This window comes from Anabaenopsis sp. FSS-46, from assembly GCF_029891665.1.
GTDB lineage: Bacteria > Cyanobacteriota > Cyanobacteriia > Cyanobacteriales > Nostocaceae > Anabaenopsis > Anabaenopsis arnoldii.
Genome location: NZ_JANQDG010000059.1, coordinates 23964 through 41481 on the forward strand (window position 1 = coordinate 23964; position 17518 = coordinate 41481).

Annotated in this window: 17 protein-coding genes and 1 pseudogene; 12 read left to right on the top strand and 6 right to left on the bottom strand. The window is 42.0% G+C overall.

What is annotated here, in order from left to right; all coding sequences use genetic code 11:
• Positions 1–114: 114 nt before the first annotated feature.
• Positions 115–1980 carry an ABC transporter ATP-binding protein gene (locus NWP21_RS05905; protein WP_280791965.1) on the top strand — a complete coding sequence of 622 codons (1866 nt, stop codon included), beginning with the start codon at positions 115–117 and terminating at the stop codon, positions 1978–1980.
• Between the two features lie 86 nt (positions 1981–2066).
• On the opposite strand, the gene yidD is transcribed toward NWP21_RS05905, so the two are convergent.
• Positions 2067–2324 carry a membrane protein insertion efficiency factor YidD gene (gene yidD, locus NWP21_RS05910; RefSeq protein ID WP_280791966.1) on the bottom strand — a complete coding sequence of 86 codons (258 nt, stop codon included), beginning with the start codon at positions 2322–2324 and terminating at the stop codon, positions 2067–2069.
• A gap of 61 nt (positions 2325–2385) precedes the next feature.
• On the opposite strand from yidD, the gene NWP21_RS05915 reads away from it, so the two are divergent.
• The 8 genes from NWP21_RS05915 to NWP21_RS05950 all read left to right on the top strand — a co-directional run bounded on the left by NWP21_RS05915 (position 2386) and on the right by NWP21_RS05950 (position 9593).
• The gene (locus NWP21_RS05915) at positions 2386–3099 is read left to right on the top strand and encodes a diacylglycerol/polyprenol kinase family protein (protein WP_271734477.1); all 714 of its coding nucleotides are present in this window, start codon (positions 2386–2388) and stop codon (positions 3097–3099) included.
• A 238-nt stretch (positions 3100–3337) separates the two neighbouring features.
• Positions 3338–3637 carry a CTB family bacteriocin gene (locus NWP21_RS05920; protein ID WP_271734479.1) on the top strand — a complete coding sequence of 100 codons (300 nt, stop codon included), beginning with the start codon at positions 3338–3340 and terminating at the stop codon, positions 3635–3637.
• A 268-nt stretch (positions 3638–3905) separates the two neighbouring features.
• Positions 3906–4208, top strand: coding sequence for a CTB family bacteriocin (locus NWP21_RS05925; protein ID WP_271734481.1), 303 nt, complete (start codon positions 3906–3908; stop codon positions 4206–4208).
• A gap of 300 nt (positions 4209–4508) precedes the next feature.
• Positions 4509–6023, top strand: a complete 1515-nt coding sequence (locus NWP21_RS05930; protein ID WP_280791967.1) for an HlyD family efflux transporter periplasmic adaptor subunit — start codon at positions 4509–4511, stop codon at positions 6021–6023.
• Between the two features lie 132 nt (positions 6024–6155).
• Complete coding sequence (locus NWP21_RS05935; RefSeq protein WP_271734484.1) at positions 6156–8321, top strand: peptidase domain-containing ABC transporter; 2166 nt, start codon at positions 6156–6158, stop codon at positions 8319–8321.
• Between the two features lie 33 nt (positions 8322–8354).
• Positions 8355–8660, top strand: coding sequence for a hypothetical protein (locus NWP21_RS05940; protein WP_280791968.1), 306 nt, complete (start codon positions 8355–8357; stop codon positions 8658–8660).
• A gap of 335 nt (positions 8661–8995) precedes the next feature.
• Entirely contained in the window at positions 8996–9199 is a 204-nt protein-coding gene (locus NWP21_RS05945) for a CTB family bacteriocin (RefSeq protein ID WP_280791969.1), read from the top strand.
• A 160-nt stretch (positions 9200–9359) separates the two neighbouring features.
• Positions 9360–9593 (top strand): hypothetical protein, encoded by a 234-nt coding sequence (locus NWP21_RS05950; protein ID WP_280791970.1) that lies wholly within the window; start codon positions 9360–9362, stop codon positions 9591–9593.
• A gap of 567 nt (positions 9594–10160) precedes the next feature.
• Here NWP21_RS05950 and NWP21_RS05955 read toward each other — a convergent pair.
• Both NWP21_RS05955 and NWP21_RS05960 read right to left on the bottom strand, forming a co-directional pair.
• Positions 10161–10352 carry a hypothetical protein gene (locus tag NWP21_RS05955; protein WP_280791971.1) on the bottom strand — a complete coding sequence of 64 codons (192 nt, stop codon included), beginning with the start codon at positions 10350–10352 and terminating at the stop codon, positions 10161–10163.
• Positions 10353–10460: 108 nt separating this feature from the next.
• The gene (locus NWP21_RS05960; RefSeq protein ID WP_280791972.1) at positions 10461–11357 is read right to left on the bottom strand and encodes an alpha/beta fold hydrolase; all 897 of its coding nucleotides are present in this window, start codon (positions 11355–11357) and stop codon (positions 10461–10463) included.
• A gap of 375 nt (positions 11358–11732) precedes the next feature.
• Here NWP21_RS05960 and pyrH point away from each other — a divergent pair, with 375 nt between their 5' ends.
• The 3 genes from pyrH (at position 11733) to NWP21_RS05975 (ending at position 14316) form a co-directional block, all read left to right on the top strand.
• On the top strand, positions 11733–12461 hold the full coding sequence (gene pyrH / locus NWP21_RS05965) for a UMP kinase (RefSeq protein ID WP_271734496.1): 729 nt from the start codon (positions 11733–11735) through the stop codon (positions 12459–12461).
• Positions 12448–12996 carry a ribosome recycling factor gene (gene frr, locus NWP21_RS05970; RefSeq protein ID WP_271734522.1) on the top strand — a complete coding sequence of 183 codons (549 nt, stop codon included), beginning with the start codon at positions 12448–12450 and terminating at the stop codon, positions 12994–12996. Before pyrH ends, frr begins: the two co-directional genes overlap by 14 nt.
• A gap of 201 nt (positions 12997–13197) precedes the next feature.
• Positions 13198–14316 carry a geranylgeranyl reductase family protein gene (locus NWP21_RS05975; RefSeq protein ID WP_280791973.1) on the top strand — a complete coding sequence of 373 codons (1119 nt, stop codon included), beginning with the start codon at positions 13198–13200 and terminating at the stop codon, positions 14314–14316.
• Between the two features lie 123 nt (positions 14317–14439).
• Here NWP21_RS05975 and bchB read toward each other — a convergent pair whose 3' ends face one another.
• From bchB to NWP21_RS05990, 3 genes and pseudogenes are all read right to left on the bottom strand, one after another.
• A complete protein-coding gene (gene bchB, locus NWP21_RS05980) occupies positions 14440–15966 on the bottom strand; it encodes a ferredoxin:protochlorophyllide reductase (ATP-dependent) subunit B (RefSeq protein ID WP_280791974.1) in 1527 nt (508 codons plus the stop codon).
• 365 nt (positions 15967–16331) lie between these two features.
• Positions 16332–16457 (bottom strand): annotated as a pseudogene (locus tag NWP21_RS05985) (ATP-binding cassette domain-containing protein); the annotation flags it as partial.
• A 317-nt stretch (positions 16458–16774) separates the two neighbouring features.
• The gene (locus NWP21_RS05990; protein ID WP_271734528.1) at positions 16775–17098 is read right to left on the bottom strand and encodes a hypothetical protein; all 324 of its coding nucleotides are present in this window, start codon (positions 17096–17098) and stop codon (positions 16775–16777) included.
• Positions 17099–17518 lie beyond the last annotated feature (420 nt).

The following is a 17518-nucleotide window of genomic DNA, read 5'->3' on the forward strand; positions in this document are numbered from 1 at the left end:
GAAGATGGCTCAAAGATAATCAGATTTCTGAGAAATTCTTAGTTTGGGGTTATAGAGCAGGAAGTATTGCTAAAATCCAAATAAATTACCGTCAATATTTATCACCTGATTCCTATGAAAGAAACTGTCCTAGAGGTTCGCAATCTAAAAGTGGAATTTTCCAGTGATGGTAGCAGTGTCAAAGCAGTAGATAATATATCCTTTGAAATTAATCGCGGCGAGACTCTAGGTATAGTCGGTGAATCGGGTAGTGGTAAATCGGTAACATCATTGGCTGTCATGGGTTTATTACCCACTCCCGGTAAAATTAGCGGTGGTGAAGTTTGGTTTCGTCCCCAGTCCGGTAGTAACCCGATTAATTTGGTAGAATTACCTCCTGAAGAAATGCAGCTACACCGGGGTGGCGATATCGCCATGATTTTTCAAGAACCCATGAGTTCCCTCAATCCGGTTTATAATATTGGGTTTCAGATGGCAGAAGCAATTATGCAACATGAGAATGTTTCTCTAGTTGAAGCCAAAAGAATTGCGATCGCTCTTTTGCAAGAAGTCAAACTTCTGCCTCATGATGAGATTATACAACAGCAGTGCCTGCAAAGCACAGGTCAACCAGACGGGCTAACCTTGGCTAGGTTAGTCAAGCAGCACAAAGAAGCTATCCTAGAGCGTTACCCCCACGAACTTTCTGGAGGTCAGCTACAACGGGTAATGATTGCCATGGCTATTTCTTGCAATCCCGTGGTATTAATTGCTGATGAACCCACTACAGCTTTAGATGTGACGGTGCAAGCTACTATTATCGAGTTGTTGGGAGAATTGCAGCAAACCCGTGATATGTCCATCATTTTCATTACCCACGATTTGGGACTGATTTCGGAAATTGCTGACAAAGTAGCGGTAATGTACAAAGGCCAAATTGTCGAATATGGTGCTGCAGCAGAAATTTTTAGCCGCCCCCAACATCCATATACTAAAGGTCTGGTGGCTTGTCGCCCTAAACTTAACCACCGTCCTCACAAACTACTTACTGTTTCCGACTATATGAGCGTGGAAGAAACTCCCACCGGAAAAGCAGTAATTCACCCCAAAGAACCCCTGCATCCCCCAGAGTTCACCCTTGAGGAAATGTCTCAAAGGTGGAACAACTTTAATCATAAGTCACCTTTATTGCAAGTCCGCAACCTCCAGGTAGGTTTCCCCGTGCGGGGAGTATTTGGTGGTACAAAACGCTACCATATGGCAGTTAACAATGTTTCTTTTGATGTTAAGCCTGGGGAAACACTGGGATTGGTGGGAGAATCTGGTTGTGGTAAAACTACCCTGGGTAGAAGTTTGCTGCGATTAATTCAGCCAATGAGTGGTGAAATTATCTTTGAGGGTCAAGATATTACTCACCTCAAGGGTGAAGCATTGCAGAAACTGCGCCGAGAAATGCAAATTGTCTTCCAAAATCCCTTTAGCTCCCTAGACCCCCGGATGAAAGTTGGGGATGCGGTGATGGAACCGTTGTTAATTCACTCTGTGGGGAAGACCAAGGGACAGCGCCGAGAACGTGTAGCTGAACTTTTAGAACGGGTAGGTTTAAGTGCAGATGCAATACACCGCTATCCTCATCAGTTTTCTGGTGGTCAACGTCAACGGGTTTGTATTGCGCGTTCTTTGGCTTTAAATCCTAAGTTTATTATCTGTGATGAGTCGGTTTCTTCCTTGGATGTTTCTGTACAAGCCCAAGTGTTGAATTTACTCAAAGAATTGCAGGATGAATTTCAACTTACCTATATTTTCATTTCTCATGATTTAAGTGTCGTCAAATTTATGAGCGATCGCATTTTAGTCATGAATTGTGGTCAAATTGTAGAACAGGGAACAGCCGAAAGTATTTACATGAACCCCCAGGAAGAATATACACAAAAATTAATTGCTTCCATTCCTACCGGTAGTCCTGAACGAGTACGCGCTCGCCAAGCACACAAACTATGAATCCTCAAAAAACTCAAAAAGCTACCGGTTTAGGTGCAGCTTTAGCCTTCATTTTAGAAGTGACGGCTGTGTTAAAATACCGGGGGTTATTTCTCGCAATCAGGTAGAGTAGAATCACAGCAATCGGTCTTAGCCTCCGGGACTGGATCATAACCACCCGGATGAAACGGATGACAACGTAAAATCCGCCGCGTAGCCATCCACCCACCGCGCCATACCCCAAATCGCTCAATAGCTTCAATAGCATACATTGAACAAGTTGGTTGAAAGCGACAAGTAGGGGGAAATAATGGCGAAATAAACATTCTGTAACCTTTAATTAACCAAATGAATAATAATTTCATCACCATCCCCTAGATCCGATAAATTAATAATAAATCTGAAAACTTATATCTTGTAGTTTCTTTGTTATCTTCTGTTATAAATTTAACCTCTGTTCCACCTTTGTGGCTGCAAATTACCGTAGTTACAGTTTGGGTGTCACTGATCCTCCTGATTTCATGGGTGGTGCATCGCTTTGGTAAGGGTGAACCAGAAATAGTTAGGAAAATAGTTCACATTGGCACAGGTAATGTAATTTTACTAGCCTGGTGGCTAAATGTTCCCGCCAGTTTAGGTATTACAGCTTCCATTGTCGCCAGCACCATCACCTTATTATCATACAGATATCCCATTCTGCCTGGTATTAATAGCGTCGGTCGGCAAAGTTTGGGAACCTTCTTTTATGCTGTCAGTATGGGCATTTTAGTCGCCTGGTTCTGGCATATACAACAGCCCCAATACGCCGCCATCGGGATCATGGTCATGGCCTGGGGTGATGGGTTAGCAGCATTGATTGGGCAACGCTTTGGTCAACATAAGTATAAACTTTTGGGAGCGCAAAAAAGTTGGGAAGGCTCCTTGACCATGGCTACAGTGAGTTTTTTCATCAGTAGTTTAATTTTATTGAGTGTTGAAGGTAACTTTTGGCAAACTTGGGTAATATCCCTGGCGATCGCTCTAGTTGCTACTAGCTTAGAAGCAATTTCATTTTTGGGCATTGATAATTTAACAGTTCCTTTAGGAAGTGCCACCCTAGCACTTATATTAACTAACACTCTGTTACACCATTCCCCATAATCAACAGATAATTAAAAACTCGATGATTTGATAAATAGCCGCAAAAACCGAGAATATTAACCATTTATGTCCTAGAGGTGTGACTTTAACTTGAAAAAATCGGACATTATATCTACTTTAAGGAGTAAATAGATAACATTGATTTCTATCTCCAGATTTATGAATTCATGACAAACAGTGCTTATAGTTGAGTTCTTAGGTGCTCACACACCTATGTAGATAACTGAGGCTAACAATCATGTCACATGGAATATTCACATCAGAATTATTTGTTACTTTATCTGATGAGCAACAGCAGCTTTTAACTGGCGGTGCGGACTTTGAACTAGCCGGGAGCAACTTTTCACGAAGACGTGCCAACTTACAAGGAACAAGTAAGGCCGGTCCAGATGGTAGTAATGCCAACTCTACAGGTGATGTTACGGCTATTAATACTGCGGCTCAAGACTTGTTGGGATTGGGCGCCCAAGAAGTACCTTCAGTTGACGCTTTGGGTTCTGCACCAGTGCTAAATGGTGTAAATGATAACAACGCTTAATAAGTAACCCATAAATCCGATTTGTGAGAGCGTTGCACCCACCTCAGTCGGAAATCATGTGTGGGGTTTAACAAACAGTCTCTAATAACTGAAATATTACAGAGATCACCCTGGTGAATTTCCCCAGGAAATATGGTAGCGATGAATCAACGAAACACCGGGGTTTCTTGTGAGCAGGGGTGGAAAGTAGGCTATTATTCCAGAATTTTCTAGTTAAAATCTAGAATTTTTGGCAAAAATCAAAAATATGTAACCGAGGCTAACAATCATGACAGAGCATATTTTATCAGAGTTGTGTGTTGCTTTATCCCATGAGCAGCAAGAACTTATAGCTGGCGGTGTTGACTTTGACCTAGCTGGGAGCAATTTCGCTAACAGACTGGCAAATTTACAAGGATCAGTCAGATCTGGTCCGGATGGTAGCAGTGCAAACTCCACAGGTGAGTTGACAGCTACTAACACCGCAGCACAAGATTTATTGGGATTGGGTGCCGCACAAGTTCCTGACGTTGATGCTTTGGGTGCTGCACCAATTCTCAACGGCGCAGGGAATAACTCCAATAACGAATAACATCCCATCGGCTCTGGTCTGTCAAGTTGAAATTCATCAGTGATCATTTGACCAGTACTAGAGATATTTGCAATTACCATCTTGAATGATTTAGGACTTACGCAACTATCAAAGACTATCAAAGAAAATTTTCTGTTTGTGGTCATTGCTATTCCTGATCACAGAGGACTAAAGTCCTCTGTAGCCAGGCTATGATGTTAGGTGCGTAAGTCCTGTAATTGATGACTGCACAGGTAACTGTGTTTATGAATGTTTGCACAATTTTTTTATACATGAGAATCCCAGCCAAGGTACAGTATAGTGAATTCCTTTCCCCAACCAGAAAACCAGTGGAATAGGTTTAATGAACCGACTCCAGAAGAACTCAGTTTAGTGCAACCTGACGAGTTTCTTCCCCGCATCAGTAAATGGACAAATATCGGTGCTGGAGTTTTACTAAGTATATTTCTGGCGGCCACTGGTCTCACATCTATTTTTAATTACAATGTCACAGTCAAAGTTCCAGCCACTATTCGACCAGAAGGAAAACTAGGAATTGTGGAATCCGCCGTCATCGGAACAGTGCAAAAAATAGATGTGCAAGAAAATCAAATAGTCAATCAAGGAGAAGCCATAGCTTACATTGATGATTCCCGCCTGCAAAATCAAAAAAGCCAACTAGAAAACAGCATTGAGCAGAGTCAATTACAACTGCGCCAAATCGATGCTCAAATCCGTGAAATTACTACTCAGATCACAGCCCAAACAACCTTAGTTAACCGGGCTATCATCGCCGCACAAGCCGAACTCAGTGCGACTCAACGCAACTATGAAGATCAACAAATTAGAACTATAGCCGAGCTGACAGAGGCCGAAGCTACCTGGAATTTAGCGAAAATACAACGCGATCGCCTACAACAGAATAACCTATTAACAGCAACTGTACAAGAGGCCGAAATAGCTTTAAATTTAGCCAAATTGCAACGCGATCGCTTACAATCAATAGTAGAATCTGGAGCCGTTACTCGCAGTTTATATGAAGAAAAAGAACAGGCTGTCAAGTCAGCCCAGGCTAAGTTAGAACAAGCAAAAGCTAGCGCCAAAGACCTAATAGAAGAAAAAGAACAAGCCTTAAAAATTGCTGAAATCAAACTCAAAAAAGCTCAAACTAATCTCAATCCCAGTAATGCCGCACTCACCGTCGCCTATGAACGGATTCAACAAGAAAAAGCCAGTGGAAAAGCGACCTTAGCCGCTTTGAACAGAGAGCGAGAAACCCTCATGCAACAGCGTCTAGAACTACAAAAACAAATGATTCGGACGCGCAAAGAACTACAACAACTACAAACTGACCTGAATCAAACTGTAATTCGAGCGCCAATTACAGGGACATTGCTACAGTTAAATCTGCGTAATCCTGGGCAGGTAGTACAACCGGGCCAAGTTATTGCTCAAATTGCTCCCCCCAACGGTCCGATGATGATTAAAGCTTTTATTCAGCCTCAAGATATCGACAAAGTACAACCCGGGCAAAAAGTGCAGATGCAGGTTTCCGCTTGCCCCTATCCAGATTATGGTACTCTTCACGGAACGGTGAGAACCGTCGCACCAGATGCCCTACCAGTGGGAAATCACAGCCCCCAGCCCACTGTTCAAAATCCTACCCAGATGGTTGCTTATCAAGCCACTATAGAAGCCCAAACTACATCTGTGGGTAGAGGCGATCGTCAGTGTCATCTCAAACCCGGTATGGAAGGTAGGGCTGATATTATTTCCCGTCAGGAAACAGTCCTTAATTTCATTCTCCGCAAAGCCAGATTAATCACTGATTTTTAGGAAAGTTTGGGGGTCTGAAATTCTCTGACGTAATTACAAACAGTTAACCGCCGATAAATAAATCTTTAGTTACATTTCCAGCGCTAGCAAGTTTGAGATTAAGGATAAAAGTTCAACAAACAAAACTTAATTATGTTTGGTTTAATCAAACTGCAAAAAAACTATCAGTGCGTTTCACAGTTGAGCGAAGAAGACTGTGGAGCAGCCTGTCTGGCTTCTATTTGCAAACATTATGGACGGTTTTTGAGTATTAATCGCAGTCGAGAATCAGTAGGAACTGGACAACTAGGCACTACTTTGTTAGGTCTCAAACGCGGATCTGAGAATTTGGGTTTTAATGCTAGAGCAGTTAAAGCCTCCCCAGAAATTCTGGACAGAATCAAAGAAGTGCAGTTACCAGCGATTATCCATTGGCATGGTTATCACTGGGTAGTGTTATATAAGCAAGAGGGCAAAAAGTATGTGATTGCTGATCCATCTGTAGGGATTCGTTATGTTACCCGAGACGAGTTAACAGCCGCTTGGAATGGGGTGATGCTCTTACTAGAACCAGATCCAGACCGCTTTTTTGAGCAGCCCCAAGAGCAACCAATAGGCGGATTAGGACGCTTTATTAAGCGGATATTGCCTTATCGTGGTTTGCTCACTCAGGTTTTAATGCTCAATATTGTCCTGGGTGTACTCGCTTTGGGTTCTCCGGTACTCATCCAAATCCTGACAGATGATGTTTTAGTGCGCGGAGATGTCCAGCTACTCACTGTTGTTGTGGCTGCAGTTGTAGTTATGACCTTATTCAGTAGTACCTTACAATTATTACAATCGACAATGATTGCTCACTTTGGTCAAAGGCTACAATTGGGGCTAGTTTTAGAGTTTGGGCGCAAAATACTCCAGTTACCTTTGAATTACTACGAAGCCCGCCGTAGTGGTGAAATCACCAGCCGATTAAGAGATATTAATGACATTAACCAGTTAGTATCACAGATAGTGGTTCTTTTACCTAGTAAATTTTTCATTGCAGTGATTTCTTTCTGCTTAATGCTGTTTTATAGTTGGCGGCTCACACTAGCAGTTATCCTCATCAGTGGTTTAATGACTTTATCTACTTTGCCTTTTTTACCTATCCTCCAACAAAAGACTCGCAGTCTTTTAGTCTTGGGGGCGGAAAATCAAGGGGTTTTAGTAGAAACATTTAAGGGCGCACAGGTAGTTAAAACTACAAATGCTGCTCCCCAATTTTGGGAAGAATTTCAAAGTCGTTTTGGTCGTCTGGCTAATCTGACTTTTAGTACTGTGCAATTGGGAATTATCAATACTACTATTTCTAGACTCTTTTCTAGTATTGGTGGTGTGGCTTTACTGGGGTTGGGAAGTCTTTTAGTGATTCAGGGCCAATTAAGTATTGGGCAAATGCTCGCCTTTAATGCGCTACAGGTGAATGTTCTGGGTTTAATTAATTCTTTAGTGGGCTTAGTGGATGAATATTTTCGCTCTCAAACAGCAGTTTCTCGGCTTTTAGAAGTGATTGATGCTACACCGGAGGATGCGGGAAGCAGTCAAAAGCCTGTGTCCCAAATTTCTGGCGGTGCAGATATTCATTGTTCTCATGTGACATTTCACCACCCCGGTAGAGTGGACTTATTAGAAGATTTCTCTCTCAAGCTACCCGGTGGACAAGCGATCGCTTTAATTGGTAAATCTGGTTGTGGTAAGAGTACCTTGGCAAAACTGTTAGCAGGTTTATATCAGCCAAATTCCGGTAATATCCGCATTGGCTCTTTTAACCTCGATGACCTCGCTCTTGATTGTCTACGACAACAAATAGTTTATGTACCCCAAGAACCTCATTTCTGGAGTCGCTCGATTTTAGAGAATTTCCGTTTAGGAACGCCCTACATTTCCTTTGAGGAAATTGTCAAAGCTTGCGAAATTGCGGATGCTGATAGCTTTATCAGTCAACTTCCCAATAAGTATCAAACTGTGTTAGGTGAATTTGGCGCTAATCTCTCTGGTGGACAAAGACAAAGATTAGCGATCGCTCGGGGAATTCTCACTAATCCACCAGTCCTCATTTTAGATGAAGCCACCGCCGGACTAGACCCAGTAAGTGAAGCTAGCGTTTTAGATGCCATCTTAGCACACCGCCAAGGCAAAACTACAATTTTAATTACCCATCGCCCCAGTGTGATCAAGCGAGCCGATTGGATTGTGATGTTAGAAAAAGGTGAAGTGCAGTTACAAGGTGATCTAGAAACTTTTCTTTCACACAAAGGAGAGCATCAAAAGTTTTTATTGTGATGAAAATTAACCCTAGTATGAGCAACTATAATCATGTCTGAAAATCATATATATTTTTGGCAGCACCTCTGTGAAGAACAGCAAGAAAGCCTAGTAGGTGGTCAAGGAGAAAACATACTAGCAACTAGTAATTTTTTCTTTCAAAAAACTGATATTCAAAGTCAGGCAGATAATAACTTAAATTTGGGAGAAGATGAATCTGGAACCCAAACTACAAAGTACAATTTATCACAGATTACTATGGCATCATCTATAACCTTTACATTACCAAATTTTCCTTCTCCTGGGAATAGCTTAAACAATCTCATCGCTCAAATTATTAGAGGATTTATCTCTTAAACAATTACTTAAACCATAAACTGTTAATATATACGTGTTGGTCTGGTTTGGCTATTTTTGTAAATTGTTAAATTTAGCTGCCAACCTTTTTAAATTATATATTGAATACATCCTCAGATGTTTTTTATCTGGGATTTTTTTGTATATATAAATATACTAATAAACAAATTATAGCATGATAAATAAAGATAAATTAAGACAATTTACATGAGTCTATAGAGATAAAAATTAATGAGTTTTTTATAACTTAAGGGACATTTAAATAAATCGATTATGCCCAATAATAAAAACATAGGTAATTACACACCTAAAGCCATTAATTGAGGTACAAAATTATGTCAAACAAAATTACCCTACCAAACCTGTTTGAAGATTTATCTGTAGAGCAACAAGAGCTTTTAGCTGGTGGACAATCTGAAGAACAAATGAACCAATTTGACACTCAATTTCCCGAAGAAGATAGCTTTGATGAACGACCCAGGAAACGTGTTCGCCGTATTCCCATCCGCTTAACTGGTATTCTTGAAGTCGTTAAATAAAGACTAAAGTATTACCATGATTTCTACTTGGAAAATAGTCTTGTATTACAGATATTTGGAGGTACAACACCAAACCTGATCTGTAATTTGGTAGCACCCATGATAGGTGCTACCTACCTAAAATATATCTGGTATATCTGCGAGATTGAGGGAATAAATTATGTCAGAAAAAATAACTCAACCTGATTTATTGGTGGATTTATCCCCAGATTCACAAGAACTTATATCTGCGGGTCAACAACTACAATTGGGTGGACCCACTAGACCTGATATTACCGTCGTTGGTACTCTCATTGATTCTCGTGGTCAACGTATCCCCGTTCGCATTTTTGGCTTTGTTGCTGGACCACCTGCTGGTGGTGGTGGTGGTTCTTTTGACGGTTTCTTCCAGTAAGACTCAAAACAGGATGTTTGCGAAACATTAAATCACCTGGAATAATACCATTTTGGATTTGGGATTTTCAACTATGGATGAGTAATCCCTTGATGTACCTGGGGGCGTAAGTCTATCTGTCACTATTACCTTTAAAGTTGTTATAAGTTTCCTCTTCTCTAAAACAGAAGAGGAATATTCACAACCTTTTTTTCATGAAAAAAAGGTTGATAAATCTGTGTTATTCTAATATCAAATAAATGAAAACGTGTCCTCATTGCTGCTATTTTTAATTCATATTTTTGTGCAGATAATAGAGTAAAATTAAGTGCTTATAAATTAACCAATAGATATATTATTTGAGATTATTTTTTATAACTTGGGTATAATTTAATCACTATAAAATTGGTTTACAAATAAAAAGCAAGGTACTACATTCTCATATTTATTGTTACGGAAGTGTGTACCACATACAAACGAATTTGAGGGAAAATTATGTCAGTTAAAGACCTCCCATCTAATTTGTTGATGGATTTATCCGCAGAAGAACAACAGGATGTTTCTGGCGGCTTCGGTTTCGTCGGAGGATTAGGCTACAGAGGCTGGGGTTACGGTGCTGGCCGTGGCTTCGGAGGCTTCGGAGGCTACAGAGGCTGGGGCTTCGGTGCTGGCCGTGGCTTCGGAGGCTTCGGAGTCCCTGGCTTCCGAGGCTACAGAGGCTGGGGCTTCGGTCTTGGCCGTGGCTTTTTCTAAGTTGGCAAAGTCCACCAACTGGGTCATTTGCTAGTTTCAACTGTGCATGAGGAGGTAAGCAAAGACTCATACCACTTATGTGAAAAGGCTACCTCCACAAGTTTGAGGGAACGAAGACCGCGCGGTCTTCGTTTTTTATACGGGCGATCGCTCGCCCATCCAATGGAGTAAAATCGGATTGACTAACTCAGGTGCTTCATCTTGGGGGCAATGTCCCACCCCTTCCAGGGCGATAAACTTAAGCACTTGTGGATAGTTAGCTAATTCCCTACCTAAATCTACTGGTTCCCAGGGGTCTGCCGTCCCCCACAAGATAATAGCAGGACAAGGGAGCAGGGGCAAAAGGTCTTCTGGTAAAGGTCCTGTAGAATAAGCAGTAAAGGCGAGAAACACCGCTACAGCGCCTGGGTCTTTTGCTGGTGCCGTGAGAATATCCACCAACTCATCTGTGACTATCTCTGCATTAGCATAGGCTTGGAGCAAAATCTTGCGTACTGTTTTCGGTTTAGCAACTTGATTGAAAAAAAACTCACCAACTGGTTTGATAGATAATATTTTTTGGAGAATTGGTGCGCCGAAGCGACGTGACCAGGGTAGTGTTGCCCGCTTGCGATCGTGTAACAATCTTAAAGAACAATTGATTAGGGATACTCCTAAAGCTATATCTGGGTTACTAACTGCTGCTTGTAATACCACAATACAGCCAATGGAATTTCCGACTAAAAAGGCAGGTTCACCCACAACTTGGCGGCAAAAGTCGGCTAATTGCTGTCCCCACGTTTCGAGGGTGTAGGTGATTTCTCCCCCTGGTTCAGGTTTAGCCGAACCACCAAAGCCAATCAAATCAATGGCATAAACGCGACAATTTTCTGCTAGCACAGGGATATTTTTCCGCCAGTGCCACCATGAAGCTCCAAAGCCATGGACGAGAACAACTGCGGGGCCATGAGTTCCTAGAGTTTGATAGCAGATGGGGAAACCTTGCCAAGTCCAAGTTTTACTTGAGGTAAATGTGGTTGTGGAAGTTGTCATCAGGAATTTGTAAATATTAAAGAAAGATATAAGGGGGACGGCGTATCGCTCACCTGAAGCGTGCCGGAGGCTTGATAAATTTCCCCGCAACTTAGCCCCATGTCTAAAGCCAGGGGATTCCTACGGATTACCTGGTGATGTTTTTTGCGAATTTCGATATTATTGTTATAATACTTCACATTTCCTAATCTTGCCGTTTTCTGTCCTGCATAGCTCGCAGCAGGTTAGTTAACAGCAGCTATGTAAGTGGAGAATTTCCGCCTGTGGAGAAAAAACCATCCGAGGTACTGATTTGGCCTAACTAGACATATATAGTCACTCTACTGCTATCTTAAATTGGAGGCAATTGCAACTTTTTTTGATAAGCGTAACTTCATGGGAACAAATTACCGACGGGTTTTACTTAAACTAAGCGGTGAAGCCTTAATGGGCAATATGGGCTATGGTATTGACCCTGAAGTGGTCAAAGAAATAGCCGAGGAAGTAGCAGAGGTAGTAGCCACTGGGGTTCAAATCGCCATCGTCGTAGGCGGTGGTAATATTTTTCGTGGTGTTAAAGCTGCGTCGGCAGGAATGGACAGGGCCACCGCTGACTACATAGGAATGATTGCCACGGTAATGAATGCCATGACGCTACAAGATTCGTTAGAACGTATGGGGGTACAGACGCGGGTACAAACCGCGATCGCTATGCAAGAATTAGCGGAACCGTATATCCGTCGTCGCGCTATCCGCCATCTAGAAAAAGGGCGGGTGGTAATTTTTGGTGCTGGTTCAGGAAATCCTTTCTTTACCACTGACACCACTGCAGCTTTAAGAGCCGCAGAAATTGATGCCGAGGTGATTTTTAAGGCCACTAAGGTAGACGGAATTTACGATGCTGACCCAAATCTATATTCTAACGCCAAGCGTTACACCAGTCTTACTTACGCCCACGTCTTAGCTAAAGATTTGCGCGTAATGGATAGTACTGCGATCGCCTTGTGTAAAGAAAACAATATCCCAATTCTGGTTTTTGATTTAACGGTGCGAGGTAACATCCACCGAGCCGTTTTGGGAGAATCTATCGGTACCCTTGTGGGAGGTTCTTGTGAAATTATCTGAAGCTGAGAGTACGATGCAAAAAACCGTTGAGGCGACTCAACGAGCTTTTAACACTATTCGCACTGGCCGCGCCAATGCGAGTTTACTAGATAAGGTCTTGGTGGACTACTATGGTTCACCTACACCCTTGAAATCACTGGCAAATATTAGCACTCCCGATGCCACAACTATCTTAATTCAGCCTTATGATAAAAGCAGCTTAAACCTAGTTGAGAAAGCAATTGCTCTCTCTGATGTCGGTTTAACACCCAGTAATGACGGTTCTGTAATTAGGCTCAACATTCCACCTTTAACAAGCGATCGCCGGAAAGAATTAGTCAAAATGGCTGCTAAGTATGCTGAAGATGGTCGCGTAGCCATCCGCAATATCCGTCGTGATGTCCAAGACTCTATTCGCAAGCAGGAAAAAGCTGCAGAAATCTCTGAAGATGAATCAAAAGACCAACAAGATAAACTGCAAAAGCTCACAAATAAATACACTGCCAAAATAGATGAGTTGCTGGTAGAAAAAGAAAAAGACATTACAACCCTCTAGGAAGCTATGGCTCTTAAGCAATTGCTCCTAGACTAGAGTATTATCAAATTTAAAGGCTGAAGAAACATTCTTCAGCCTTTATGTATGCCAGGTAAGGATGTTAATAGGGTTTTCTCTAGCTATGGGGAAAATATCACTTGACACAGATAAATAGAGACAAAATCCACAATTTACTAATTCGAGGGTAAAAATTCAGCTATTATGTACGACACTATCATCGTGGGTGCTGGACCAGCTGGTGCCACGGCAGCATATCATTTAGCCAAGAAAGGACACTCAGTGTTACTTTTGGAAAAGGAATCGCTACCTAGATATAAGCCCTGTGGTGGTGGTGTCTCACCAGCCATTGCGCAATGGTTTGACTTTGACTTTAGCCCCGCAATTTCGGTAAAAGTAGACTCTCTGCGCTTCACTTGGAAAATGGGCGACCCTGTAGAAGCAAAAATCGTCACCAAAGAACCAGTCTGGATGGTAAGACGAGATATTTTTGATCATTTCTTGGTGCAACAAGCGCATAAACAAGGAGCTTACGTAAGTGATAATACTGAGGTGACAGGGATTGAATTTAAAAATGACTTTTGGCAAGTTAACACAGCCAAGGGCCCGTTTACAGCCCGTTACTTAATTGCGGCTGATGGTGCAAAAGGAAACATGGCTAAATGGTTAGGCTTCAAAGACCGCAAACGTACATTAGCCGCAGCTTTGGAAGCAGAAGTTGCTGCCAATGTAGTCAATAAATCCACTGCTCACTTTGAGTTTGGTTTAATTAAAAACGGTTATATCTGGAACTTCCCCAAAGCTGATGGTTATTCAATTGGCGTGGGGACATTTATCGGTGGAAGTTCAGGACAAAACTTTAAGAAAATTTTGGACGAATACGCTAAATACTTTCATCTGGATATTAAGACTGGTCAGCAATATGGTCATCCCCTTTGTTTGTGGAATGGTAATCAAAAGCTGCATACCCAAAACGCAATTTTAGCTGGGGAATCCGCTTGTGTAGTTGACCCCATGACGGCTGAAGGTATTCGCCCCTCTATTTTTAGCGGTTTGCTGGCCGCTGCGTCAATTGATCAAGCACTTTCTCATGATATCAACGCTTTAGAAAAATACAGCGCCGCTATGAATGAACAATGGGGTGATGAGATGGCTTGGGCGCAAAAACTGGCGGGCGCATTCTATCGTTTTCCTGCTATTGCTTACAAGGTGGGAGTTAAGCACCCATCCAGTCCTAAAACCATGGCTCAACTTTTATGTGGTGAAGTACACTACAGTGAGGTGACGACACGGGCGATGAAACGTTTAATTCCTGGTTTTTGACCGATCCTCCTACCTAACGGCGAGGAGATTCTCAATCCATTTAAATCAGCTAAGTACCGGCTATTTTATGACGCCCTCTCCTGTGGGGAGAGGGAGGATGAAGATGTTTTAACAGGATTTTGACTAAGCGCCTACAGCTTCTTTAGCTGCGTAAAGCACTTCGGCGTTTATCTCTTTTAAGCCGCGCTCACGGGCAAATTTCTCCGTGTTGCGCTTGACTTTACCACGGACAAATCCGGGAATTTTGTTTAGTTCTGCTTGACCGTCCTTGGTCCAGTTGAGGTCAGATGCGGCTGAAATTCCTTTGGTGATTACTTCTTTGGTGTCGTGTCCCCCAAATATTTCTAATAGGTGGTCTTCCATTCCTAGGGTAAAGGAGTTATAAATCAAGTCTGTGATCTGATTTGTACCTTCGTAACCTAAAAATGGTTTGTAACCGATGGGGAAGTTCTGCACGTGTATGGGTGATGCAATTACACCACAAGGAATATCTAAGCGTTTACCAACGTGGCGTTCCATTTGTGTCCCAAAAATGGCCGCGGGTTCAACACGGGCGATCGCATCACCAATTTCCCCATGGTCGTCGCTAATCAACACTTGATCACAATATTCACTCACCTGTTCCCGGAACCACTCAGCATCATATTTACAGTAGGTTCCCGCCCAGACAACGTGAATCCCCATTTCCCGCGCTAAAATCTTCGTGATTCCCGCGGCGTGGGTATTATCACCAAATACCACAGCTTTTTTACCGGTCAAATTTTGACAGTCAATAGAACGGGAGAACCAAGCCGCCTGAGACACATGGAGAGTTTGTTCATTGATAAAGTCTTCGTAGTCTACCTCCGCACCCTGGGCGTTAATCACCTGCTGAATCTTGCGAATACACCGAGCAGTTTCTACTACCCCCATAGGGGTGATGTCTACATAAGGCGTTCCAAATTCTTGTTCTAGGTAAGTAGCAGTGGCTAAACCCAATTCCCGATAAGGAACCAGGTTAAACCAGGCTTGGGGCAGTTTTTTCAAGTCATGAACCGCAGCACCTTCGGGAATGATCGTATTGACTTCGATTCCCAAATCCGCCATTAACCGCTTCAGTTCCGTACAGTCGTGGTTATTATGGAAACCAAGAGTAGAATTACCAATGATGTTAACAGATGGTTTTGTGGTTTTCCCTTGGGGTAATTCGCCCCGCTTCCTGGCTTTTTCAATGTAGTATTGCACGATTTGGTGCAGGGTGCGATCGGCGGCTTGTAGTTCGTTGAAACGGTAGTGGTTGACATCCGCTAGCATCACGTCTCCTTTAGCCTCCAGCTGCGCCCGCTCGACAAAATTGTGCAGGTCTTCTTGTAGGATGCTAGAGGTGCAGGTGGGAGTTAACACAATTAAATCTGGGTGTTCTTCGGCATCTTTGCGGGTGATGTTATCTACTACCTTTTCTTGAGAACCCCTTGCTAAAACGTTGCGGTCAACTACACTGGTGGTCACCGGGGTGAAGTTTTTCTCCCGCGATAACATGGATCGCATGACGTTAAAGTAATCATCGCCTAATGGGGCGTGCATAATCGCATGAACGTTTTTAAATGAACTAGCGACCCGCAGAGTGCCAATGTGGGCAGGTCCTGCATACATCCAGTAAGCCAATTTCATGACTGTGTTCTCCCTTTTCTACTCAAATAATTATGAGTGCATGATGATTAAATCGCTTCTGATTGTCTCAAAACTTTGGAGTTAGTGAGAAATAGTAATTTTGGCTGCTTGGGCAGGTCGTTAATAGCTCAAACCCTCTTAGTGATTGGCATCTAGCCTCTGTTTTTACTGGTATTCCTATTGTTGAATTAAATAACTCTTAACGAATTGATAAATATTTTTATCAATTTTTGTTAATTATGTTGATGATTAAATTGTTCCCAATAATTTTGAGAAGAGAATACCTGTATTTACTCCCTAGGGAAAAATATGACTGTGGGCGACTTATATTTGACACCTATTCATAAGTCGGATTACACACCACAAGCCCGGGCGATCGCTACCCGTTGCTTTTGTCCTCCTGAAAGATTGGATGGATAGTAATTGACTCGATCTCCCAATTTCACACCATGGATCTCTGCATTACGCAACTGTGCTTCTAGACGGGCAATTGTAGCTTGTCTTGCAGAGATGTAATTGCAGGTTCTAATGTAGAACTTGAACGATTTGCCCAAAAGCTGTAGAAAGAAATTGTCCCAGTAGCCGCGGCTATAGAAATTGCCAAGAATATTGACCACTGACTTACAGGTTTTGTAAATAAGTGCTTTTGCTTGGGTATCATAATCACTTTTTTTCTCAGTTAGAGATATCTAGAAGTGTTGGTGAAGATATACGACAGTCGTCGTATATCCTGTCTGCTTGTGGATAATCCCGGTAAAACTATGGAATAAATGAGCAGCATCAGCTCTTAATCAAGCTTCAGAGATTCTTACTTGTTAATCACCGCGGCTTGTTCGTTTTTCAAAATTGCTAAGTATTCACTCCGTGTTCCATCTATCCGGTAATGGTCGCAAATTTTGCATAGTTTCAAAACATCCAATCGGCTGAATAGTTTTTGATGCTGAATCTTATTATCAGTCCTCCATCGCCAAAAAGTTGTTCGATCAATACGACGATTACTTTCAGGCCATCTTCGTCTAGATAGGAAATCTATTATTTCTTGTTCATAAAACGAGTAGCCCTTGGGCAATTTTAGAAGTTCTTCTCTTAACTCAATTAGCGGTATGAGTGGATCTAACTCAGATAGTCTCATGCCAGCAATCCTTTATAGTTTCGTGTCCGTCTAATGATGTACAATACTTAATGCAGCACGGTTTAATGATATGCAAGTGCATTGTGTGAGCACGTGAATTTCCCTGAAGAGAGATAGGAGACCATCAAGTAATTGTATGTCTCTGTATTTCTCAGATTGGCAATTCAACAGCATTTGATTAGCCTTTATATCACCTACCATAAACATCTTGATACTCAATTGCAACCCATAAGCAACATATTTGAAAATAAATTTTAAAATGAGAAAATGGCAATTTGGCACAGAGATAATGTGTAAATACGTTATGGAAATTAAGCAATGCTGAAAATTTTATTTTCTCAAGCAAAAATGCTACATAATCAATTATTTATATTCTTAATGAGATATAAATTGATTAGTCAATAAATTTACCTATCAATA